At 43.2% G+C, this 25,183-nt stretch carries 18 protein-coding genes; 12 read left to right on the top strand and 6 right to left on the bottom strand.

Annotated features, from left to right (window positions below; genetic code table 11):
* Positions 1–2: 2 nt before the first annotated feature.
* Positions 3–2,165, bottom strand: a complete 2,163-nt coding sequence (locus tag EXN75_RS00965; RefSeq protein WP_134842445.1) for an elongation factor G — start codon at positions 2,163–2,165, stop codon at positions 3–5.
* A gap of 281 nt (positions 2,166–2,446) precedes the next feature.
* Here EXN75_RS00965 and hemW point away from each other — a divergent pair, with 281 nt between their 5' ends.
* Entirely contained in the window at positions 2,447–3,622 is a 1,176-nt protein-coding gene (hemW, locus tag EXN75_RS00970; RefSeq protein ID WP_134842446.1) for a radical SAM family heme chaperone HemW, read from the top strand.
* 54 nt (positions 3,623–3,676) lie between these two features.
* On the opposite strand, the gene EXN75_RS00975 is transcribed toward hemW, so the two are convergent.
* From EXN75_RS00975 to EXN75_RS00990, 4 genes are all read right to left on the bottom strand, one after another.
* Positions 3,677–4,045: a hypothetical protein gene (locus EXN75_RS00975; RefSeq protein ID WP_134842447.1), complete on the bottom strand. Its 369-nt coding sequence runs from the start codon at positions 4,043–4,045 to the stop codon at positions 3,677–3,679.
* 372 nt (positions 4,046–4,417) lie between these two features.
* On the bottom strand, positions 4,418–4,630 hold the full coding sequence (locus EXN75_RS00980) for a hypothetical protein (RefSeq protein WP_342776587.1): 213 nt from the start codon (positions 4,628–4,630) through the stop codon (positions 4,418–4,420).
* A gap of 199 nt (positions 4,631–4,829) precedes the next feature.
* A complete protein-coding gene (locus EXN75_RS00985; protein WP_134842448.1) occupies positions 4,830–6,173 on the bottom strand; it encodes an MFS transporter in 1,344 nt (447 codons plus the stop codon).
* 218 nt (positions 6,174–6,391) lie between these two features.
* Complete coding sequence (locus tag EXN75_RS00990; protein WP_134842449.1) at positions 6,392–7,303, bottom strand: ATPase; 912 nt, start codon at positions 7,301–7,303, stop codon at positions 6,392–6,394.
* 197 nt (positions 7,304–7,500) lie between these two features.
* Between EXN75_RS00990 and EXN75_RS00995 the strand changes: the two genes are divergently transcribed.
* The 5 genes from EXN75_RS00995 to EXN75_RS01015 all read left to right on the top strand — a co-directional run bounded on the left by EXN75_RS00995 (position 7,501) and on the right by EXN75_RS01015 (position 13,714).
* A complete protein-coding gene (locus EXN75_RS00995) occupies positions 7,501–9,897 on the top strand; it encodes a mechanosensitive ion channel domain-containing protein (protein ID WP_134842450.1) in 2,397 nt (798 codons plus the stop codon).
* A 26-nt stretch (positions 9,898–9,923) separates the two neighbouring features.
* A complete protein-coding gene (gene kdsA / locus EXN75_RS01000) occupies positions 9,924–10,679 on the top strand; it encodes a 3-deoxy-8-phosphooctulonate synthase (protein WP_022110973.1) in 756 nt (251 codons plus the stop codon).
* A 32-nt stretch (positions 10,680–10,711) separates the two neighbouring features.
* Positions 10,712–11,692, top strand: a complete 981-nt coding sequence (locus EXN75_RS01005) for a KpsF/GutQ family sugar-phosphate isomerase (protein WP_134842451.1) — start codon at positions 10,712–10,714, stop codon at positions 11,690–11,692.
* A 99-nt stretch (positions 11,693–11,791) separates the two neighbouring features.
* Positions 11,792–13,057, top strand: a complete 1,266-nt coding sequence (locus tag EXN75_RS01010) for a phospholipase D-like domain-containing protein (RefSeq protein ID WP_134842452.1) — start codon at positions 11,792–11,794, stop codon at positions 13,055–13,057.
* A 33-nt stretch (positions 13,058–13,090) separates the two neighbouring features.
* Positions 13,091–13,714, top strand: coding sequence for a response regulator transcription factor (locus tag EXN75_RS01015; RefSeq protein ID WP_134842453.1), 624 nt, complete (start codon positions 13,091–13,093; stop codon positions 13,712–13,714).
* Between the two features lie 142 nt (positions 13,715–13,856).
* Here the strand turns inward: EXN75_RS01015 and EXN75_RS01020 are convergent, their stop codons facing one another.
* The gene (locus EXN75_RS01020) at positions 13,857–14,813 is read right to left on the bottom strand and encodes a LuxR C-terminal-related transcriptional regulator (RefSeq protein WP_134842454.1); all 957 of its coding nucleotides are present in this window, start codon (positions 14,811–14,813) and stop codon (positions 13,857–13,859) included.
* 378 nt (positions 14,814–15,191) lie between these two features.
* Between EXN75_RS01020 and EXN75_RS01025 the strand changes: the two genes are divergently transcribed.
* The 6 genes from EXN75_RS01025 to EXN75_RS01050 all read left to right on the top strand — a co-directional run bounded on the left by EXN75_RS01025 (position 15,192) and on the right by EXN75_RS01050 (position 25,103).
* Positions 15,192–16,487 (top strand): hypothetical protein, encoded by a 1,296-nt coding sequence (locus EXN75_RS01025; protein WP_134842455.1) that lies wholly within the window; start codon positions 15,192–15,194, stop codon positions 16,485–16,487.
* Between the two features lie 49 nt (positions 16,488–16,536).
* Positions 16,537–17,928 carry an imelysin family protein gene (locus EXN75_RS01030; RefSeq protein WP_134842456.1) on the top strand — a complete coding sequence of 464 codons (1,392 nt, stop codon included), beginning with the start codon at positions 16,537–16,539 and terminating at the stop codon, positions 17,926–17,928.
* A 120-nt stretch (positions 17,929–18,048) separates the two neighbouring features.
* Entirely contained in the window at positions 18,049–19,878 is a 1,830-nt protein-coding gene (locus EXN75_RS01035) for a di-heme oxidoredictase family protein (protein ID WP_134842457.1), read from the top strand.
* A gap of 181 nt (positions 19,879–20,059) precedes the next feature.
* Positions 20,060–22,315, top strand: a complete 2,256-nt coding sequence (gene ccsA, locus EXN75_RS01040; RefSeq protein ID WP_134842499.1) for a cytochrome c biogenesis protein CcsA — start codon at positions 20,060–20,062, stop codon at positions 22,313–22,315.
* Between the two features lie 295 nt (positions 22,316–22,610).
* Positions 22,611–24,254, top strand: a complete 1,644-nt coding sequence (gene hcp / locus EXN75_RS01045) for a hydroxylamine reductase (RefSeq protein WP_134842458.1) — start codon at positions 22,611–22,613, stop codon at positions 24,252–24,254.
* Positions 24,255–24,434: 180 nt separating this feature from the next.
* Entirely contained in the window at positions 24,435–25,103 is a 669-nt protein-coding gene (locus EXN75_RS01050) for a Crp/Fnr family transcriptional regulator (RefSeq protein WP_134842459.1), read from the top strand.
* Positions 25,104–25,183 lie beyond the last annotated feature (80 nt).

Here is a 25,183-nt window from a genome sequence, read left to right on the forward strand (position 1 = left end):
TGTTACTCTGCTTCTTTAGCCAATTCCTCCTCATGATCAGCAATCAGCTTGCTCTGGATATCATTAGGAACAAGTTCGTAACTTGCAAACTTGGTAGTAAAGGAAGCTCGACCACCGGTCAAGGAACTGAGAGAAATCGAATAGTTGGAGAGTTCCTTCAAAGGAATCTTAGCACTCAACTTCTGATAACCAGCCTCACTGTCCATACCCATAATAAGAGCGCGACGGCCTTGCAAGTCGCTCATCACATCACCCATGAAGTCTGCAGGCACATAAACTTCCAAGTCGTAGATTGGTTCCAGAATCTTAGGACCTGCCTGCTTGAATGCATCACTGAATGCACGTCGTGCAGCCAACATAAATGAAAGTTCATTGCTATCTACCGGGTGCATCTTACCATCGTAAACGATAACTCGTACATCACGCGCATAACTACCTGTCAACGGACCATGCTCCATACAATCCATGATACCCTTCAAGATGGCTGGCATGAAACGTGCATCAATAGCACCACCGACCACAGAGTTGAGGAAAACCAACTTTCCACCCCACTCTAAGTCAACTTCCTCACGGCTCTTGATATTCATCTTGAACTCCTGACCATTGAAAGTGAATGAGGTAGGATCAGGCATACCTTCTGCATAAGGCTCCACAATGAGGTGAACCTCACCGAACTGACCAGCACCACCACTCTGCTTTTTATGACGATATTCAGCACGGGCTTTTTTGGTAATAGTCTCCCGATATGGAATACGAGGTTCCTCAAAGACAACATTGAGTTTCTCATTATTTTCCAAACGCCATTTCAAAGTACGAAGATGGAATTCACCCTGTCCGCGAACAATAACCTGACGCAATTCCTTGCTCTGCTCAACAATCCAAGTTGGATCCTCCTGACGCATCTTCAAGAGAGCAGCCATCAGTTTTTCTGTATCCTGAGCATTAACAGCCTTGATAGCACGGGAATATTTAGGATTAGGATATTTGATAAAGTCAAAACGCCATTCAGCATCCTTGCCATTCAGTGTATTACCGGTCTTCACATCTTTCAATTTCACTGTACAACCTATATCGCCGGCATTCAGCTGTTCTACAGCTACACGATTTGCACCAGCACAGGCATAGATCTGTCCAATGCGTTCCTTGCTGCCGCGATCAGCATTTGTCAAGTCATCACCCGTCTTCACGCAACCACTCATTACCTTAAAGTAACTTACTTCACCGATATGAGGTTCCATGCCCGTCTTGAAGAAATAAATACTTTCAGGACCATTAGAGTCAGGAACAATCTCCTCACCGCGAGTGTTATGCAATTTAGGCATGTCATCAACAAAAGGAACAACATTACCCAAGAATTCCATCAAGCGGTGAACGCCCATAGACTTACCTGCACAAACACAGAAAACAGGGAAGATGCTACGAGTAACCAAACCCTTGCGGATACCTTCACGCATCTCATCTTCAGTCAAGCTCTCGCTTTCAAAGAATTTCTCCATCAAGCCCTCGTCATTTTCTGCAGCAGCTTCAACTAAAGTTTTATGCAATTCCAAAGCCTTATCCATCTCCTCTTCAGGAATATCCTCAATAATAGGAGCACCACCCTCTGGCTTCCAAGAATATTTTTTCATCAGAAGTACGTCAATGAGAGCATTAAAGCCAGAACCTGTCTCAATAGGATATTGAATCTGAACACACTTTGAACCATAGATTTCCTTCATCGTAGCGATGACATTATCGAAATCACACTTATCGGAATCCAACTGATTGACCAGGAAGATAACAGGCTTGCCCAACTTCTCTGTATAGCGGAAGTTGTTCTGAGTACCTACTTCAGGACCATACTGACCATTAATAAGGATAACAGCCTGATCGGTTACATTCATAGAAGTAATCGCACCGCCCACAAAGTCATCACTACCAGGACAATCAATGATATTAAGCTTCTTGTTGTTCCACTCAACATGAAAAACTGTAGGGAACACAGAATAGCCATATTCCAATTCAACTGGGAAGTAGTCGCTCACCGTATTCTTCGCTTCTACAGAGCCTCTACGCTTGATAACGCCTGCTTCAAACAACATACTCTCGGCAAGTGTAGTCTTGCCGCTACCCGCACTGCCCAACAGCGCAATGTTTTTAATCTCATTAGTCTTATAAACTCTCATGACGCTTATAGATTTTAAGGGTTATACATAATTGTTAGTGAGGAGAGGACACCAAGGCATCTTCTCCTGAATTCGTTTTCTAAGTTACCACTTTTTTCTGACCCTTGCAAAATTTTCGACCTAAAAATGCTCTATTTTTAAAACATATTAGTAATTTTGCACCTTATTAAATACTCTTTTCGTGCTTACACCTTATTATATAAGGAAACACAGAATGCAAATAAGAGGCATCGCGTCTGAACATAAAGACGATGATATCATAAATTTAAAATATAAAAATCATGGCAGGAATTTACATACATATCCCTTTTTGCGAAAGTCGATGCATTTACTGCGACTTTTACAGTACTACATCTCTCAAATGGAAAGATGATTATGTAGATGCTCTATGCAAAGAGATGAAACTGCGGCCAGCAATCCAGGCATTGGGCGACAACTACCCTATTGAAACCATCTATCTGGGCGGTGGCACACCAAGTCAACTGTCTAACGAACATTTGCTAAGGATTTTCACGATGCTAAAAGAGACGTATGGAGATTTGTTTACCAAGAACATGGAAATCACCATGGAATGTAATCCAGATGATGTTACACCCGACTATTGCAAGACTCTGGGGAAACTACCTGTCAACAGAGTCAGCATGGGAGCACAGACGTTCTCCGACCAAAGACTTCAATTTCTTCGTAGGCGTCACAATACTGCTGAAGTTAAAGAAGCAGTATCTCTTCTGAGAAATACAGGAATAGAAAACATCAGTATCGATCTCATGTTTGGTTTTCCAAAAGAGAACATAGAAGATTGGAAATATGATATTCAACAGGCTTTACTATTAGGAGTAGAACACATATCTGCCTATAGTCTCATGTATGAAGAAGGAACTCCATTATACAAAATGCTGGAACAAGGAAAGATAGAAGAAATTGATGAAGAATTAAGCAGAAACATGTACGACACCTTGGTTGATATGCTTACTATTTCTGGATATGAGCATTACGAAATCAGTAATTTTGCAAAACCAGGCTACCGCTCACGACACAACAGCAGCTATTGGAACGAAACTCCATACATAGGACTGGGCGCAGCAGCACATTCCTATCGTAGAGCACAGAATCAATCTGGAAACATGGAAGTAACCAGAAGTTGGAATGTCAACAATATCCAACAATATATCAATAGTATCCATCAAGGAATCTTACCTTCCGAAAAAGAATACCTTGACCTTGCCACACGTTATAATGATTTGATAACGACAGCCTTAAGAACAAGTGATGGCATTGATCTGAAAAAGACAGAAAAGGAATTTGGAAAATGCTATCTCGAGAAATTGCTCGACGAAGCAAACGACAAAATAAAAAGAGGACTCATGAAAATGGACAAACAAAACAATCGTTTGTCATTGACAAGAGAAGGAATTTATATTTCAGACGACATTATGGGAGATTTCATGATTGTTTAGCGACAGTGTTAAACAATTATGAAATCTATATTTAAACATATGAACCACAAGAAATCAATCATTCCAAGGTTCCAATTTATCTAATTTTCCTGTTTTCTTATAACGCTCATAATAATAATTCTTAATCTCTTCTAAAGCTTCAGCCTCGGTCTTTTTCTTGGATATATATGGCTTTATCATTTGCATGAGAACAAACAAGACAACAACGACGACTAAAACTATTGCCCATGATAGAATTTCACTTGTAAATCTCAGTAATGGCTGCAGCAATATACCTACTCCAACAGGAAGGATAAAACATACCCAATCTGCAGGAGAGTCCAAACGGCCGGCTTCCATATATTCTGAGCGCAGCTTCTCAGGTGCACTTAATATCAAATGCCGCTGATGTAAATTCCAATAGTCCTCAAATTCCTTATCCATACTTAAAAGATGTTCTTTATTTAAAAAGTTAAAACAAAATAGTGTGTAACAATATATATTCTTATACAATATGCAAAGTTAGTATAAATATTCAAAAAGTCCAAATATATCTTGATATCGCATACACAATTAAGTATATTTAACTGTAATAATAGCATTTTTATTGGAAATATATAAAAAACTATGATTTCATTGTTATTACATAGAAGTATATTCATGCAATTAACAGCAATCCAATAAACTTATCCAAAAAGATGAATATGATAAAAATAGAAAAAACAAATACTATTTTTGCATATTATAAAAAAATGCCTGAAGATAAAAATCTCCAGACATTTGATTCTATTACAAAAGTTGTATTAATATTCGCGGTCAATAAGTTCCAAACAGCCCAATGCCATTCTCCATTTTCCCATCCAGCAAATGCTTTGCTACATAATTCCAGCATAGGATGGCCGTCTCCAGCGACTCCTCTGTATGGAAATATTGGTAGAGATCTATATGTCCGATAATATTCTCACACTGCACCCACCACTGGCGCTGCAAATCATATTTATCACTATCTTTCCAATGCTCATAAACCATACTGCCATCAGAACGTAAGCCTTCATCAGCAGCCTCAAGATACTCAAGCTTCTTCTATACACGATAAGCCGCAGAGAATGCCCATAGAATTCGAGCATTCATGATAGCACCCTTTCCTGCTTGAGGATATTATTCTCAAGAATATCCTTCATTGTCAGTTTCAAATTTTCCATAGAGGTATTCAGTTTTAATATCATTTTTACTTCTTGATTGGGAACAACCAACTTAATACCATCAGCAAGAAGGCGATAACAGCTGGGAACAGAGAGAACAGAGACCATACCATGGTAAGCACAGAATCTGTCACAGACTTAGGGTCTATCATCGTATTACCCATCGCGTCAGTTATCATATTAGCTCCAGCCATACCCAACAATAATGCTATCAATGAGCCAGAGATGGCTGTACCAAACTTTTGAGACATGGTACCAGATGAGAAGATAAGTCCGGTTGCAGATGTCCCGAAGTGTTCTGTATGATAATCAGCCACATCAGCATACATAGACCACATCAATGGTGAATAAATTCCAATTCCAATAGAAGTAAGCACAACCAAAGCTATCATAACCCAAATATAAGATGGATCCATTGGGATAAAGAAGAAACCAATGGAAAGTACCAAGCAAATTGCTGCAGCCCAGAAAAATGCCATACGCTTAGAACCAACCAAGCGAGTAAACCAAGGAGACACTCCACCAAAAATCATACAGGTAACCTCACCAAATGCCATAAAAACGGTATAATTGATAATCAGCCCTTCTACAGTCACATTACCATGCAAGCAATAATCAAACATATAGCCGGCTACAGCATAGCGGAAACCATTAAAGAAATTGGTACATACAGCAATGGCCGTCATATACAACCAGGCTTTATTGTGCACCAAATCTACAAATTGATGGAAAGAGAACTTTTCTGCACGCTTAGGTTTCAGACGTTCTTTTGTCATAAGACCACAAGCCAAAGTCATCACGGCTGCAACTACACCAAGAACTGCACCAATCACAGCATATTGATGCGCATCAGTACCACCCACCATCTTCTGCAGATAGGGGAAAGAAAGCAATGTGATGAATCCCATTGCATAGGCTCCTACCATCCGGAAAGATGAAAACTGGTTGGTCTCATTGTCATTATCGGTCATTACACCCAACAAGGAGCCATAAGGAACATTTACCATGGTATATACTGCCATCATCAAGAGATATAAAGTATATGCATATATTCGTTTACCCACAGGTCCAAAATCTGGAGTATAGAGTAGCAGTGCAAAAATCAGTCCAAAAGGAATGGCTCCGAAGATAAGCCATGGACGATAAGTACCAAATCGAGACTGAGTACGATCTGCAAGACTACCCATCAATGGATCTGTCACAACATCAAACATTCGGGCAACAAGCATCAATACTGCTGCATCAGCAAATGAAAGTCCAAAAACATTTGTAAAAAACAAAGGGAAAGCAATAGACATTACCTTCCAAACTATACCACCAGCAGCAGCATCACCCAATGCGTATGCTATTTTTTCTTTTATACTTGCCATTAATTTTTATATGTTATTAAGTTATTTATAAAGTGTTAAGTATCATCATATAGATATAGGAGGCCGAGTAAAAATGCAGGAATCTATGCTATAAGATGCAGGAATCCAAGCAAAAACACTTCACCTCAAAAATAGGGACTCAAACGCAGAAATTCTTGCTTGCCCACGCAAAAATAAAAGCCCTAAGCCATCAAGAAAATCAAGCGACTATTGAGTAATCAACTTTTTGGGGAATTAGACGAATGATAGCGAATCAAACCTTCCATAGGAGACCTCATGATTACTCCCATTTTCATTCCTGTTTCTTCCATTGCAGCCAAGATAAACTTCTGAAAATAGAAAGCAATACTGCCTACAAATCCTACAGCATTTTCTGCCAAGGAATAAGAACATAAAATATGAGAAACAAAATCACGAAACACCTGAACCAACATCTCTTTCAAGAGTTTATACTCCTCATCCGTTAATCCAACCTTAGCATCAGCCTTACCTTGAAGTAATTCACCGACAAACGTAGAGATGGAAGCCAGGAAACGATTAGCTAAAGGTTGTCGATAAACCCTATCAATAATACCAGCATAGTCCATACCAGCCCATGCAAAGAATCTTTCCTTCACCGCAGACATGACAGGTTCACGCAATATCAATCTGAGAAAATCCTTTCCAATTGCAGTACCACTACCCTCGTCACCTAGGATGTACCCCAACGGAGGAACTCCCCGAACAATATTTACTCCATCATAGAAACAACTGTTGGAACCCGTTCCCAAGATGACAGCCACACCTTGTTCTCTTCCCAATAAAGCACGGGCTGCACCCAGCATATCACTCTCCGCTATACAAGTTGCTCCAGGAAAAGAAGTATGAAGCAAAGCCTCCATCTTCGGTTTCATGGCATCAGTAATTCCGCTACCATAGAAAAAGACCATCAGCGGACCTGCCAATGCTTCACCTATTTTATTTGAAAGAGGAGCTTTCACATCCTCATCCAAAATTCGGAGAATCTCATCCTCATGAAGATGATAAGGATTCAATCCCTGCGACTGGCAGGTTATCAGAACACGACCATCAGTTTCCACCAAGTTCCAATCAGTTTTTGTACTGCCACTATCAGCTATCAAATACAACATACTTATATGATTAATTTGAATATTTCACTTACTACAATAATACGACAAGCACCCATATTCTAAATTCATCAGGCACTTTCTCAATGCAAAATTAAGAAAAGAAACAAATATTACCAAACAAAAGACGAAAAAGTTTATCGATTATTTTGCATTATCTCTGATTTTGAGTAACTTTGCACTCAAATATGAAATTTGTTATGAAAAAGAAAATTCTGTTTATCCTTTTATTGTTGGTTGTGTGTTTATTGCCAACTCATGCCGTGCTGAAGGAAGCTAACCTCGACACGACACTCTTCATGCTTCGTACTGAATTGACACAATACCACATAGACCTGGAAAAACAGAACAGAATGGCGAAGGCTCAGCAGCAAGCTGTCATCAAAGAGCTTATTCATATCATGATGCAAGCAGACCAGAACTCCATTATGCTCTATTCACAAAGAAATGGTTATATATTTGACTTGACCTATGCCTGCAACGAAGCTACAGAACAGTTCAGAAAATTTAAGTCTAAAGCAGCCCCATTCCGCAATATGATCAACCAAAATAATATTGAGGTGGCACGGTTTGACTCGCTCATCAACTATCTCTATGGCATGAACACCGTATTCATGAGCAAGGAAGCACAGGTGAATAGGAATGTGGATCTGACCCTTGCCGTAAACATTAGAAGACAGCTGATAGAAAAGCAACAGCAGCTCAACGAATACATCAAGGCATACGATGTAACCGACAAAAAACTGAAAGCTCTCAACGACTATGCAAATATCAGATATTCCGAAATACAAACCAGCATCTTCAATAATGGAGGAGCAAACTATTTCAAGATATTAGGCAACTTAGGCAACAACTATAGAGAAGCAAAAAGTTCAGTCACCGAGAAATACAAGCCTGCACCAGGTATGATGTCACAATGGGATGTACGCATCATCTTCATTCTTTTCGGCATCATCATTTTCTATGGTCTCATTTCCGTCTTCCTCAATTTGCTGACCATCCGTTGTCTGATGACTTTCCTCATCAAGAAAGGATGGTTTGAAAGCATCAAGGAGAGTTTTATGGCCAAGCGTCCATGTATCATCATGGCAATGACCGTTGTTACCTTTGCTGCTATTTTAGGGATTATTAGAATGATTACCAAGCAGAATTTCATCATCATGGCAAGCGATTTGCTGGTGGAATTTTCCTGGTTGGTGGGTGTTATTCTCATCTCTCTCCTTCTCCGTGTAGGCAATGACCAGATCAAGAGTGCTTTCCGCATCTATTCTCCATTGATGCTGATAGGCTTCTTCGTTATTACGTTCCGTATTATCCTGATTCCAAACGATTTGGTCAACTTCATATTTCCACCTATTCTGTTGCTTTGTACTTTATGGCAGTGGAATGTCATCCAAAGACACAACAAGAAAGTACCACGTCTGGACATGATTTACACATGGATATCACTGGCAGTATTCACCGTCAGTACATTCTGTTCGTGGATTGGTTTTACCCTGCTTGCCGTACAGATCATCATCTGGTGGATGATGCAGCTTACCTGTATTCTGAGTATCACCTGTATCAAAGACTGGCTGGGGGTATATGCAGAGCGCAAGAATTTAAAGCACAAACCTATTACAGACAAGTGGTTCTTCCGCTTTATCAATAAGGTAGCTTTACCTGTAGCCGGTGTATTCTCATTTATTATTGCCATCTACTGGGCGGCAGCGGTATTCAACATGAGCGACACAACCTGGATGATTTTCAACAAGCATTATATCGACAGTGAGAATTTCTCGGCATCTCTATACAGTTTAAGTCTTGTAGCATGCCTCTACTTCCTGTTCAACTATCTGAATATCACAACCACCGATATCATGCGCCATCATTTCGAGAAGTCAGATCCGACGTCTGCAGCTTCCAAGATTATGATGTTCAAGAATGTGCTGCAGGTAGTGATCTGGGGCATCTGGCTGATGATAGCTCTCACGATATTCCATGTAGGCAAATCCTGGTTATTGGCCATCTTCGCAGGTTTATCAACGGGTCTGGGTTTTGCATCGAAAGACATCTTGGAGAACATCTACTATGGCGTTTCCCTCATGATGGGTCGCGTGAAAGTTGGCGACTACATCATTTGTGAAGGAACCCGTGGACGCGTAAGCAGTATCAGCTATACTTCCACGATGCTGGAGGCTACAGACGGCTCCGTCATAGCATTCCAGAACTCTCAACTCTTTGCCAAGAACTACAAAAATATGACCCGAAATCATGGTTATGAGTTGGACATATTAGAAGTAGGTGTGGCATACGGTACCAACGTAAAAGAAGTTAAGAAAATACTCATTGAGGCACTCAACAAACTCGATTGTATCTATCATGAAAAAGGTGTACGCATCGTTTTGAAGAGTTTTGATGACAACTGTATCACGCTTAAAATATTGGTATGGGTCAACGTACTCACACAGTATGCAGACGATGGTATCATCATGGAATGCATTTACGATACGCTCAACGAGCATAATATTGAGATTCCTTTCCCACAACGTGAAATAACAATCAAGAACGTAACGACAGAGGAATTAGGAGTCAAGAAACAAGAGTTAGGAGATTAAAATTAGATACTTTAAAATAATAAGATATGGCAACAACATTTATAGCAGGTCCATGCGTCATTGAATCCATGGAGTTACTGGAAACAGTAGCCCAGGAGTTGGTACGCATCAACCAGGAGTTGGGAACAGACATCATATTTAAGTCATCATTTGACAAGGCTAACCGCACATCTATCCACTCTTTCCGTGGACCAGGCATAGAAAAAGGCTTGCAGATGCTCAGCGATATCAAGGAGAAGTACGGCTTACGTGTACTCACTGATATTCACGAGAGCTATCAAGCAGAAGCTGCAGGTGAAGTATGTGATGTACTTCAGATTCCAGCTTTCCTCTGCCGCCAGACCGATCTATTAGTGGCTGCAGCAAAGACCGGTAAAATTGTAAACATCAAGAAAGCTCAGTTCTTGAGCGGTAGAGATATGCGCTATCCTGTGGAGAAAGCACTGGATAGCGGTGCCAAGGAAGTATGGCTTACAGAACGCGGCAACTGTTTCGGATACAACAATCTGGTTGTTGATTTCCGTAACATTCCAGATATGAAGGAGATTGTCCCTAATGTCATCATGGATTGTACCCATAGCGTACAACGTCCAAGTGCTGGTGACGGAAAAACCGTTGGAGACCGTAAATTCGTACCAGCCATGGCTAAAGCAGCTAAAGCTTTCGGTGCTACAGGCTATTTCTTTGAAGTACACCCAGACCCAGACCATGGAAAAAGCGATGCTGCTAACATGCTGGAATTGGACAAGCTTGAAGCATTAATCGCCGATCTATTGGCTTAGTACATAACATTTCAGTTTAAGAATCATCAATCATGACAGAAAAGAACAACCATATAGAGGACAAAACCGTCCGTGCCTATGGTGAACAGGCACTTCGAGAAGAGGCACAGGCTATTCTTGATCAAATCCCTTTCCTGGACGAGAACTTCGAAAAAGCAGTTGACATGATGTACAACTGCCAGGGAAAAATCATCGTAACCGGTGTAGGCAAAAGTGGACATGTAGGAGCTAAAATAGCAGCTACACTTGCATCAACCGGAACACCAGCTTTCTATATCAACCCACTCGATGTGTATCACGGCGATTTGGGTGTAATGACAGATAAGGACGTGGTCTTGGCTTTGAGTAATAGCGGTCAGACAGACGAATTGCTCCGATTCATTCCAATGGTACTTCACATGAACATCCCAATCATTTCCATGACAGGTAATCCGAAGTCACTGCTGGCAAAATATTCCAACTTTCATATCACAGTAAAGGTAAAGAAGGAAGCCTGCCCATTAAACCTCGCCCCAACAAGTAGCACAACAGCAGCACTTGCCATGGGTGATGCCTTGGCTATTGCGCTGATGCAGGTGCGCCATTTCCAACCTCGTGATTTTGCGCAATTCCATCCAGGCGGTGAGTTAGGAAAACGATTGCTGACAACTGCAGAGGATGTCATGCGAAGCGACGATTTGCCTATTATTCCTAAGGAAATGCATCTCGGTGAAGCTATCATCCATGTAAGTAAGGGCAAGTTAGGATTAGGAATATCGCTCGATGAGGACAAGAAGGTCATCGGATTGATTACCGATGGTGACATCCGTCGTGCTATGGAGAAATGGCAGGCAGAATTCTTCAACAAGACTGTGAGCGACATCATGACAACTACTCCGAAGATGGTAAATCCAAACACCAAAATCTCCGAGATACAACGCATCATGCACAAGTACAAGGTTCATACTGTACTCGTAGTAGATCAGGAAAACCATCTCATGGGAATCGTCGATCATTATGCTTGTATGGTATAAGGGATTTATGCACAGATTACACGGATTTTTTATGCGGGGATTCCTTTTGTAAGGGATTCTTTCATGGGTTATTGATTTTAGAGGTTATTGATTAATAAGATGAGATATTTATTATTCATTGCGACATTGTGGCTGTCTTGTTCGCTGTGCAGCGCACAGACAAGCGATTCATTGATCGTAAATCAGCTTCGCGGGAAAGGCATCCGCTTTTCTCACGATAATTCTGTTACACTTCTGATGAGCGGTCAGGAGAAATTTGATGATATGTTCCAGGCTATCCGACAGGCCAAACATAGCGTACACTTGGAATACTTCAACTTCAGAAATGATAGTATTGCCGGACTTCTTTTTGATCTGCTTGGCGAGAAAGTCAAGGAAGGTGTCAAGGTAAGGGCACTCTATGATGGTTTCGGAAATGCTTCCAACAATCAACCGCTCAGAAAGAAGCACCTCAAAAAAATACGCAATATGGGCATCGAGATTTATGAATATAAACCGATGAAATTCCCATGGGTACATGGAGTGTTCAACCGTGATCACCGAAAGATTGTAGTCATCGACGGACAAATCGCCTATACAGGTGGCATGAACGTTGCCGACTATTATATAAAAGGTACAAAGGTAGTGGGTGAATGGCACGACATGCATTGTCGCATCGATGGTAGTGAAGTGAATACCCTGCAGAAAATCTTTCTCAAGATGTGGAACAAAGTAAGTGGACAAAACATACATGGTGCAGAATACTATCGGGCAGCCAAAAAGGAATATCTGGTAGAGAATCTGAAACCAGACACTACCGCAACAGCCTATCATAAGATGGTGGGCATCATCAACCGTGAACCGCATATTTCCAAGGACATCATCCGATACTTCTACGTGAATGCCATCAATGATGCCCAAGACAGTATCAAAATCATCAGTCCCTACTTCACTTTAAGCCGCAAATTGAAGAAAGCATTAAAGAATGCGGTAAAACGAGGAGTGAAGGTTGAGATTATGCTCAGTACAAGGAGTGATATACCGCTGACGCCCGACTGTGGATTTTATAATGCCCATAAGTTGATGAAAGAAGGTTGCAATATCTGGATGTACACCCCGGGCTTCCATCATACCAAGATTATCATGGTAGATGGCAGATTCTGTACAGTGGGCAGCGCCAACCTCAATGCGAGAAGTCTTCGTTGGGATTATGAGGAAAATGCAGTTATCATAGATTCACATACAACCCAACAGCTTGTTGAACTCTTCGATGGAGAGAAGAAAGATAGTTTCCTGCTCAATGAGAAAAATTGGCGGGAATGGAGAACAGGCTGGCAAAGATTCAAAGGATGGTTTGCAGCCAAACTGCTGACACCTTTTTTATAAATTCCTAACAAGGAGAAAAAACAGAGATATAGAATGAAAGAAGAAATGAAGAAACAACAAATAGGCAGACAAGCACCAGCGTTTGCTATAGTAGAAAGCAACACGTTGGCAGTAATGGGACTCAGGCAATTGCTCGAGTCTGCCATCCCCTCTGCACAAATTCAGGCATTTGGTACATTTGGTGAATTGCAAGCTTCCAATCCAGAGCATTTCATCCACTTTTTTGTATCTATGCATATTGTACTCGCTAATCGGAATTTCTTTTTAGATTACAAACACAAGACCATCGTCCTCACTCCCAGCAATGATCCTATGTCACAACTGAATGATTTCCATTGTCTTTGCGTCAATGTATCAGAAGGAATACTCATCAAAGAACTCATCAGTTTACAAAAAAAAGGACATCCTCATGGAGAGTATTTGCCAGAAACATTGGAACATACACAGGAAAAAACACTCACCGACCGGGAAATTGAGGTACTTTCATTGGTGGCAAAAGGAAAGATTAACAAAGAAATTGCCGACCTCCTATGTATCGGATTGACAACTGTGATAACACATCGAAAGAATATTCAAGAAAAATTAGGTATCAAATCGGTATCTGCTCTTACCATTTATGCTGTCATGCACGGTTTTGTGGATATCAATCATATATAAGCCATCATTATAAGTAGGTATCAACTGTAAAAGAGACAATAAAGCCTCCCATCATTTTTTTGATAGGAGGCTTTATTGTGTATCTTCAATACCTAAAAATAGGGATAGTAAGAATCTATCCAAGAGCTTTCTATTGAAAGAATTATAGTTTGACCGTTGAAATATCCACGAGATTATTCACTATCGCATAGATTGTAAGACCTGCTGGAGAATGAATCTGAAGCTTTCGTGCTATATTTCTTCGATGCGTAATCACTGTATTAATAGAGATATAGAGATGATCAGCTATCTCCTTATTGGTCATACCTTGAACCAAAGCTACAATAACATCCTTCTCACGATCACTCAACTGTTCATCGTTCTGTGGAGTCTGGGATATCATATTAGAAATCTTCGCACTTACATCATTCTGCTTCAACTTCCGTTCTGCATTTCTTACTGCTGGAATGAAAATTTCCTCTTCAACTTCTGAGTGATGCTTGAGCCATTCCTCATTATTATATATATCATAAAGCGTAGCACTTAGCTGATTATTATGCAAGCCATCAGAAGGAAGGTACTTGATGATGATGTTTTTCAACTCCTTGAGTTTCTGATCCACTTGAACATGATGCTTAGAGAACGTCTCTATATTGAAATCTGCAAGTGGATTACCTTCTATAAGTGACTGTACATAAGGGAATACCGACTTTTCCTCATACTTCATGTGATTGATGATACTATGAGCATATTCATCATAAAGTTTGAGGATGAGACGCGCTAAATTGTCATTTTCATCCAAAGCCTCAACCAATTCCTTACGGATGAAAGGTAATTGAAAATCAATGTAATAAGCATGAGAAGCCTTGAGATAATGCAACAAAGTTGATAAGGACAAACGTTCAGCATTATCATATTCCTTATACCCATTCATAGCGTAGTTAACTACAGCCAAGAAAGTATAAGTATCCACTCCTTGTTCTGCACATACCTCTTCTACCGTCTTGTCACCAAATCCCAAGTTGATGCCGAAGCTGCCAAGGCTCTGCAAGATGTTATAATTGTCTCTAATGATGCTGATCATCTTGTCACCAGCCTCATACATCTTTTGATTTTTCATCTTTGTCACCTATTTTGAAAACATTCATAATGTCAAGTATCCCGACAGCAAAACTTTCATTCTGCTATTCGGCTGCAAAGTTACAAAAAATCTCTGAAACATGCAATACCTAAAAATGGGGATGCCAAAGTTTACCGATTTTTAGGTATTGCAAGTTTTTTTAAAACTCCGTACCTTTGCACCCGAAATCAGAATAGTGCGGTGATGCTTGCCACTCCCGAGTGGATAGTGCTGTGTTCCTATATATAAAGGATAACCCACTTGAAGTCGAGACCGCAAGCAGACAACCGCACTTTTCTTTTCATTTCGTTCCAACTCTATATATTAGGTTAGGATGATAAGGAAAAAGATTATAAAGATAACAAAAGAAATAAATAAATGAACAATTTAAGAATTGGATTCATGTCTGCTGCCTTGATTGCCGGCTTGACCAGTGCAAACGCACAGACAGTTGCTGCTGACAGTGTTATGCAGCACGTGAATGGTAAACGACTTAGCGTCGGAGGATATGGAGAGGTAGCTCTGAGTCGCAACTTCTATAGCGACGCAGGTAACCGTTACTCTAACGCTAATGCTTACAAGAACGCTCCTTCACATGGTCGTTTCGACATTCCTCATGCAGTCATCTACTTGGGTTACGACTTCGGTAAGGGTTGGACCATGGGTACTGAGATTGAGTTTGAGCACGGTGGTACAGGTTCTTCTATCGAATATGAGGCAGAAGAGGCTATTGAGTACGAGCAGGAACAGGAGAAAGGTGGCGAAGTTGAACTGGAGCAGTTCTGGATTCAGAAATCTTTCGGTCATTTTGCCAACATCAAGATGGGTCATATCGTTGTGCCTGTTGGTTTGACCAATGCTTATCATGAGCCATTGAACTTCTTCACTGTTTATCGTCCAGAGGGCGAGAACACCATTCTTCCTTGTACATGGCACCAAACAGGTGTTAGCTTCTGGGGTAAAGCAGGCGATTTCCGCTATGAGGCTCAGTTCTTGGCAGGTTTGAATGCCTATAAGTTCAGCCGAAGCAACTGGATTCAAGGCGGTAACAAGAGTCCTTACGAGTTTGAGGTAGCCAACAAATATGCGGTAACCTTACGTGTGGACAACTATAGCATACCTGGTCTTCGCCTAGGTTTGAGCGGTTACTACGGACAAGCCATGAGCAACACCACTCCTTACGATGCTGTGTATAAAGATATCAAGGGAAATGTATATGTAGGCGCATTTGACTTTACCTATAATAAATACAACTGGATTGTACGTGGTAATGTGGACTATGGCTACGTAAGTGATGCAGACAAGATTTCCGACCACACTTACCCAGGCACCGCATTGGTAAAACCAAATGAGTCTGGCAAGAACAAGTACTTCGGTAGTCATGCTGTAGCAACCATGATAGAGGCAGGATACAATGTGTTCTCACAGATTCCATCTCTACGAAAGAACAACCAGAAGCTCTATGTATTCGGTCACTATGAGTACTATGACTCATCTGTACACAACACTACATCAAAGTGGACCAACAAGAAGATTCTCGCAGCTGGTATCAACTACTACCCTATGAAGCAAATCAGCGTAAAGGCAGAGTACAACCATCGCTTCTTGAGATCAAAATACAACGATGAGCCAGCCATCAACATCGGTATCGCTTACGAGGGTTTCTTCCTCTAATCGAACAACAAGAAACATTTATAACTGAACAATAAAATCAAAACACAAAATGAAAAAAACATTCAAAAACGTCATGATGCTCGTAGCAACCATGACACTTTCATTGGGTTTCGCTTCATGTAGTGATGACAATGATGGTCCATCAACAGGTAACGACATCGTCCCTTCAGCAGAACTTTCTGCTGTAGCTAACACTTATGTGAACGATGTAGTTTATCCAACATACCAAGCCTTGCGTGACAACTGCAAGACCTTGCATGAGGCTTGCGCCAAGCTTTACACCAATGCAAAGGCTGGCAACTTGACTAACGCAGATGTTGAGGCTGCTTGCGAAGCATTCAAGAACGCACGTCTTCAGTGGGAGCGCAGCGAGGCATTTCTCTATGGTGCTGCTACCGACCACGAAATCGACCCACACATCGACTCATGGCCTTTGGACCACGACCAGTTGGTACAGGCTTTGACTGATGCTAACGTTATGTCAGGCATCAAGGGTCAAGGTTCTCAATATGTTTTCACAAACAATGGCAAATTCAGCTCTGTATTGGGTTTCCACGGACTTGAGTTCGTACTCTTCCGCAATGGTGCCGCTCGTACAGCAGCCGACTTCGCTGCTAACGACACAGAGGCTGGCATGACATCAGTTGCCGGTATCGACGAGCTTGCCTTTGCTGATGCAGTATCTGGCGACATCTACAACATGACAACTTTGCTCCACTATGGTTGGACACAAGACAACACTGATTACTCTTGGATTAACAACAACTGTAAGTGGGTATTTGAAGTGGACGAGAACAACGCAGAGGAAGGAACAACAACAGGTGGTAAGAATGGTCTCTGCAAAGACAACATTGGCTATGGTGCATGGTTGCTCAAGGGCAACACCACAGACGGTTGGTTCCAGACATGGCAGGAAACATTGGAGAATGCATGCGTAGCTGGTTGCTCTAACATCTGCCAAGAGGTTTACACTCAGAAATTGGGTCAGGCTTTCCGTGTAGCTTCTGGTCAGGGTGGCACTACTGAAGATGGTGAGAAGGAGTCAAGAGACTACATCGAGTCTCCTTACAGCAAGCGTTCATACATCGACTACCAGGACAACATCTATTCTATTAAGAATTCTCTCTATGGCACTCGTGACGTTACAGCCACAACTCCTGTAACCAACTCTATGATGAACATCATGAAGAAGTACAACTACAGTGGCTACAACGACATCAACACTGCCCTCAATGAGGCTATCGCAGCATTGGAGACTGCCAAGAACAGCAGTTCATTCGTTGCTGATATCGCAGCTATAGAAAAAGCATACAAGAATGGCACTATCAATAGCGAGGCAGCCTATACACGTGTGAAGACTTGCATCGACAAGATCAACAATCTCGATGACGAGTTGAACAAGGCAGGTGCTTGGTTCCGTAAGATTCGTGCTTCTAAATAAGCCATTCCATATCTTAGGAAAATAAGAATATAATACAAAACGTAGCCTCTCCTGATTCCTTCACAGAAAAAGGTGGGCTACGTATTGTCACGTTTACAAAGTACATTACAAAAATACATTATGAAAAAGAATTATGCATGGATGTCTATGGCTTTGGCCATGGCACTCACATCTGTAAGTTGCTCCGACGACAAAGACATTGAAATCGTAGAGACTGATGCTAACTACGTAGGACAGGATGTTGGTAATTTCTCTGCCGACGAATGGTATCCAGGTGGTAAATTGGGAACCACCGAGAATACAACAGCGAGCTGTTATAGCGACCAGACTCCTTATGTTGACAACCATAAAGATTTATTTGATGCCTTTTTCCAAGGTGAACAGATGTTTGAGCGTCAATACACACTCAACACTGGTGCTTTCAAGGGACTCGGTCCTGCTTCCGTCCGCACATCTTGCATCGATTGCCACCCAGAGTATGGTCACGGCAAACGTATGAAGCAATTCGAGACTCGCTATAGCAATGGTAATGGTTATTTGCTCGTAGTTTATCACCCACTTGATGGTGCCAACAGCAATGATGGTGGCTATGTAGCCGAAGTAACAGGTATGCCTCAGACACAAGCCGCTTCTCCATTCAAAGCTCCTATCGACGAGAGCATGATTAACCTTCAATGGCCACACATCAGCAAGATGGAAACAGACGAGATTCCAGCCATGCAGTTCCCTGATGGTGAGAAGTTCGACCTTATCTATCCTGAGATTTCTATTCCTAAGGGCGCATTCCGTACCTCTCCTACCCCATACGAGACAGGAAACGGTGCTGTAGCTTGCCGCTTGGAGTCAACCATCGGTATCGGCGGTACAGGTTTGATTGATGCCATCCCTAACGAGGCCATCAAGGCTCAGTATGCCGCAGAGGCTGCTTACTTCAAGAAGGCTGGTCTTACCGTATCAGACTATATCAACCCTAGCATGTGGGATGCAGAGGCAAATGATTTCGCATCAAGTGCATTCTATACCACATTCGGTCGTGACGCAGCCAAAAAGAGCGCAGATGGTACAAAAGACAGTCGCACACAGAATGTAACAGGTGGTGTTCATGCAGATGGTACTCCATTCGACCCTAACACAACAGACCTCAACAAGAAGATAGTGAAGCGTTATACATACGCTTTGACCCGTGGTTCTTTGCAAGACGGTCCTGGTGCCAATGCTATTTGGAATATCACCAACGTAACTCGCCCAGACCGTCCTTTGCTCTACACCACTGAAGCTTGGGCTCAAAAGATGTCCGAGGACCCTGAAGTTATTGCAGCCATCAAGAAAGATCCAAGTTCTCCTTACTACGCAGATGGTACGGACGAAGGTATCAAGAATGCAGTAAGAGTTCTGTTGAATCCTTATACCAATCAGTTCGACAACAACATCCACAAATTCACACCAGAGCAGAACATGGATGACTACTATGCTTTCATGGTATGGCATCGTGGTCTCGCCATCCCTCGTGCTCGTAACTTGAACGACCCACAGGTTCAACAGGGTAAGAAGCTCTTCATGGAATGGGGTTGTGCTAACTGCCACAAGCCATCTTGGAAGACAGGCGACGACAACTACATCACCTCTAAGTATATCGCTGACAAACCATTGCCACGCTATCAGAACCAGACTATCTATCCATATTCAGACTTGATTCAGCACAAGCTCTATATGAAGAACGACATCCATGGTTCTTGGTGCCGAACCACTCCACTTTGGGGTCGTGGCTTGTCATTGCTCAACACAGGTGCCGAGGATCGCTTGCACGACTGCCGTGCTCGCAACGAGGTAGAGGCTATCATGTGGCACTGCTACAGCAAGCAGAGTCATGCTTACTCTTCAGCCATCCACTTCTACCATGCTTCCAAGGCAGACCGTGATGCAGTGGTGAAGTTCTTGCGCTCTATCTAATCTACAGATGAAATAGATAGCAACTTTGCATATCTGATTACAAAGCATTATCAATAAGAAAGCTGCCAAGCCCTCCATAGACTTGGCAGCTTTTTTCATAGTCAAAAGAAATTAATTGCCCAAAGACCTTACACATATCGATTATTTATCGTAACTTTGCAGCAAAATTAATTCAGGAATGATGGTCAAAAAGATTATTTTCACCCTTTACATCCTTGTACTCATCAGCATGGCTGTCGCCACTATCGTGGAAAAAAGCCAGGGTACAGACTACGTCCATGCCCACTACTACGGCGCATGGTGGTTTATATTGATGTGGGCAGTGATAGCTGCCCTCGGAGCATTCTATATCATCAAGCGAAAGGTGAAGCGTGCCTCTACACTTGCACTCCACCTCTCCTTTATCATTATACTCGCAGGCGCACTGCTCACGCATATCTCCGCCAAGCGAGGAATGATTCATTTACGCATCGGTCAACCGACAGACAGCTATCTCATGGCTGACGAAGATGGTGAAGGAATGAAGGAGGAGAAACTACCTTTCTCGCTCTGCCTACAGAACTTTGAGGCAAAGATGCACGATGGTACTCAGGCGGTCGCCGACTATTCCTCTAAGTTTACGGTAGTGGATGGTAATGAGAAGAGCGAGGGGTTGGTGTCGATGAACAATATTTATTCACATCGCTCCTATCGTTTCTACCAGTCATCATACGATGAGGACGGCAAGGGTAGCGTGCTCGCCATCAATGCCGATCCATTTGGCATACCTGTTACCTATACCGGTTATGCCCTACTCTTCCTCTCGCTCATCTGGATGCTCTTGGATCCTAAGGGCGGTTATCGCAAGCTCCTTGCCAGTCCTCTACTGAAGAAAGGTGCATTGGGAATAGCCTTGCTTCTGAGCGTGGGCAATCTGCAAGCAGCCGAAACGGGAGCCTTGGATCATGCGGTGCTTCCTAAGGAGACAGCAGAGAAGTTTGGAGAGCTAAATATTCTCTATAACGACCGTATTTGTCCCGTTCAGACCTACGCCCTCGACTTCTGCAAGAAGATATATGGCGCTAGAAGCTACAAAGGCTTGACTGCCGAACAGGTGTTGAGCGGTTGGATATTCTATGGAGATGAATGGGCAAAAGAACCATTCATCAGGGTGAAGAGCGGCGAACTGAAATCTACGCTCAATCTGCCAGACTACTGCTCTGTCAGCCAGTTCTTCAATAAGGATATGGGCGGCTACACCATCGGACAATACGTGCAGGAATATTATAATGGAGCGCAAGATAAATTCCATCATCAGGCAGGAGACATTGATGGCAAGATACAGCTCATCATGGATCTGCGCCGCGGTGTATCACTCAAGGTATTGCCTTATACTTTCACAAAGAACGTGCGTGCCACCAAGGAGAATCCATTTATCAAGGCAGGAACCACCACTTGGTTCTCACCAACAGATAAGTTGCCTTACGCTGTAGAAAAACAGCATGCACTCTATATCACCAACGTATTCTCCTTGCTCTATGGCGACGTAAAGGCAGGAAATATAGACAGAGTGAACATCTTCTTCGACAAGATGAAGAAGTATCAGCAGATAAGCGGCGGCAACTCCTTGCCATCCAGCACCCAGTACAAGGCGGAGCGCATCAACAATGCCTTCCCTTTTGCCACCGTGCTCTTTATGGTAAACCTGACATTAGGCTTCATCGCCCTCTTCTATACCATCTATCGCATGACGAAGAAGAGAGAAGTGAAAGTCCTGGACATCGCCTTGCCTATTCTGTTGGTAGTATCATTCTTGGCGCTGACCTTCGGTTTGATATTGAGATGGATTATCAGTGGCAACGTACCGATGTCGAATGGCTATGAGAGTATGCTCACCGTGGCATGGTTTGTAATGCTGATAGCCATCTTCATGCAGTTCAGAATCCGACTGGTGATGGTATTCGGCTTCTTGCTCTCAGGTTTCTTCCTGCTGGTAAGCCACATCAACCAGATGGATCCTGCCATCGGACAGATGATGCCCGTACTGAACAGCCCGCTGCTCAGCATTCATGTAAGCATCATCATGATGAGCTACGCCCTTCTGTCGCTAACCTTCATTTGTGGCATTATGGGGATCTGCATGCAATCTCATGCTGAGGAACTACAGACTTTGAGTCGCATATTCCTCTACCCTGCCCTTACAGCCATGGGATTCGGCATTTTCATCGGTGCCATCTGGGCGAATGTCAGCTGGGGAAACTATTGGAGTTGGGATAGCAAGGAGACATGGGCACTCATCACCTTCATGATTTATGCCGTGGTGGTACACACGCAGAGCCTGCCGGTTTTCCGCAAGCCGTTGGTGTATCACATCTACATCACCTTAGCCTTCCTGAGTATCGCCATGACCTACTTCGGTGTGAACTATTTCCTCACGGGCATGCACTCTTATGCATAGCCCATCAGAAGACAGAATATATTTAGTCTTAAGGCAAAATTTATTTTCCCTTAAGGCTAATTTTATTTTCCCTTAAGGATAAATATATGATGGTGTTGACATCAATCTAATCATCATGCTCTTCAAGAAGGGAGAAATCCGTTCCCCCACACTCTTTTTATGTTTTTTAATATCCTACGGTCACAATTGTTACCGTAGGAATATTTTTAAAGCCGTAATTTTGCAGCCGGAAACCAGGAATGGCAGATTGCCGCCTGGAAGAAAACATTAAAATAACTCATTAATTTATAGCAATATGGCAGAAAACAAGATGTTCTGTTTCCAGTGTCAGGAAACAGCTAAGGGTACAGGTTGTACCATCAAGGGTGTTTGCGGTAAGGAGGCAACAACTTCCAAGTGGCAGGATCTGCTGCTCAGCGTGGTTCGTGGCATAGGAACCATACAGCATAGCATAGGCAAAGAGCCGACACCAGAGGTAACCCGTTTCCTCACGGATGCACTCTTCACCACCATTACCAACGCCAACTTCAACGACCAGGATATCCTGCAAAAGGTAGATAAGGGCATCGTACTGAAGAAACAGCTGCTGCAAAAGGCGGCAAGCATGAATATCCACCTCCCTGCCTATCAGGAGGTAACCTGGGGTGGCGAGAAGACAGACTATGAGGCAGAGGGCGCCCGTGAATCCGTGCTCCGCCACGAGAATGCAGATATCCGCTCGCTCAAGGAACTCACCATGCTCGGTCTGAAGGGTATGGCAGCATACTACGAGCACGCAGCCCATCTGGGAGAAGAGAACAGCGAGATTATCAGCTTCATCTGCCGTGCTCTCGCCACCATCAGCAACCCTGATGCTGATATGAACACGCTGCTGGGCGTGGTGCTCGAAACAGGAAAGTACGGCGTGGATGTGATGGCACTCCTCGACAAGGCCAACACCCAGGCATACGGTAATCCGGAACTCACCAGAGTGAACATCGGCACAGGCAGCAATCCGGGCATTCTCATCTCCGGTCACGACCTGAAGGATATCGAAGATCTCCTCATCCAGACCGAAGGCACGGGCATCGACGTCTATACCCATGGCGAGATGCTTCCTGCCCACTACTATCCGCAGCTCAAGAAGTACAAGCATCTGGTGGGCAACTACGGCAATGCGTGGTGGAAACAGAAGGAGGAATTCGAGAGCTTCAACGGTCCTGTAGTCTTCACCACCAACTGCATCGTACCGCCATCGCCATCGGCAGGCTACAGGAACCGCGTCTTCACCACCAACTCTACCGGTTTCCCTGGCTGGAAGCATATCCAGGCGGGTGCCGACGGCCACAAGGACTTCTCCGAGGTGATTGCACTTGCCAAGACCTGCCAGCCACCTAGGGAGATAGAGACAGGCGAGATCATCGGCGGTTTTGCGCATGCCCAGGTCTTTGCCCTGGCAGACAAGATAGTAGAGGCTGTGAAGAGCGGAGCCATCCGCAAGTTTGTGGTGATGAGTGGCTGCGATGGCAGAATGAAGAGCCGCAACTACTATGAGGAGTTTGCCAAGGCGCTGCCTCAGGATGTAGTGATACTCACCAGCGGCTGTGCCAAGTTCAAGTACAACAAGCTCAATCTGGGCGACATCAACGGCATTCCTCGTGTGCTGGATGCCGGTCAGTGCAACGACTCCTATTCCTGGGCGGTTGTGGCATTGAAGCTGAAGGAGATCTTTGGAGCCAGCGACATCAACGAACTTCCTATCTTCTTCAATATTGCCTGGTACGAGCAGAAGGCAGTCATCGTACTTCTTGCCCTGCTGCATCTAGGCGTAAAGAACATCCATCTGGGTCCTACGCTCCCAGCCTTCTGTTCACCAGCCGTACTGAAGGTACTGGTAGATACCTTTGGCATTGCCGGAAACGGAACGGTAGAAGAGGACATCAAAAAATATATAGGATAAGAACAGCAGCTACTGAGTTAAGGGAGAATCTGTAAAACTCGGGGAAAAAATCAAAAGATAAGTTTTCATGTTTAAAAGGCACTTTGCAATAACATTCTCGATAGTGTTGCAAAGTGCCTTATTTTTTGAGCGAACAATAAATCGGGGGAAAATGCGTTATTGAATATAAAACTTAAAAGTATGAAAGAATCAATATTCGTTACCTTGCAGAAATGCACAGTGTTTGAGGGGTTTACTCCAGAGGAAATCAGAGAGGCACTGTCGATGGTAAGCTACCGGATGGTGGAGCTTGCTGCCAGGGAAACCTATGTGCTGGCAGGAATGCCCTGCAGATATGCCGACATCATCGTCGAGGGGGAGATGATAGCCCGCATGTCGGGATTGTCGGGCAAGCAGGCCCAAATAGAGCGACTGGGAGAATCGATGCTGATAGCCCCTGCCTATATCTTCGCACATAATAACGAGATGCCCGTAAGCGTGGAGACAAGCAAGAAGACTACCCTCCTGCGCATGAGGCCTTCGGAACTGAAACTGCTGATAGATACCAACGAGCGCATACGCTGGAACTTCATCCAGCACCTGTCAAGGATAGATATCTTCCTTTCGCAGAAAATGCGCATGCTCTCCCTTTTCTCCGTCAAGGAGAAGGTGGCGCAATACCTCATCAAGATGGCTACCGAACAGCAGAGCAGAACCATCCGACTGGATGTCAGCCGCCAGGAAATGGCGGATATCTTCGGTATCCAGAAGTTCTCGCTCCTCCGCTGCCTCTCCGAATTCGAGGAGAAGGGTGCCATCAGGATTGAGGGCAAGACCATCACCATACTCAACTCGGATGAAATGAAATAAGGAGCAGGAATGAATGTTCAATCATTTTTTTAACAGTTTATTAAGAGTTTTTTGGGAAAAAAATACATTTTCCATCAATT

It is taken from the genome of Segatella hominis (genome assembly GCF_004535825.1).
GTDB lineage: Bacteria > Bacteroidota > Bacteroidia > Bacteroidales > Bacteroidaceae > Prevotella > Prevotella hominis.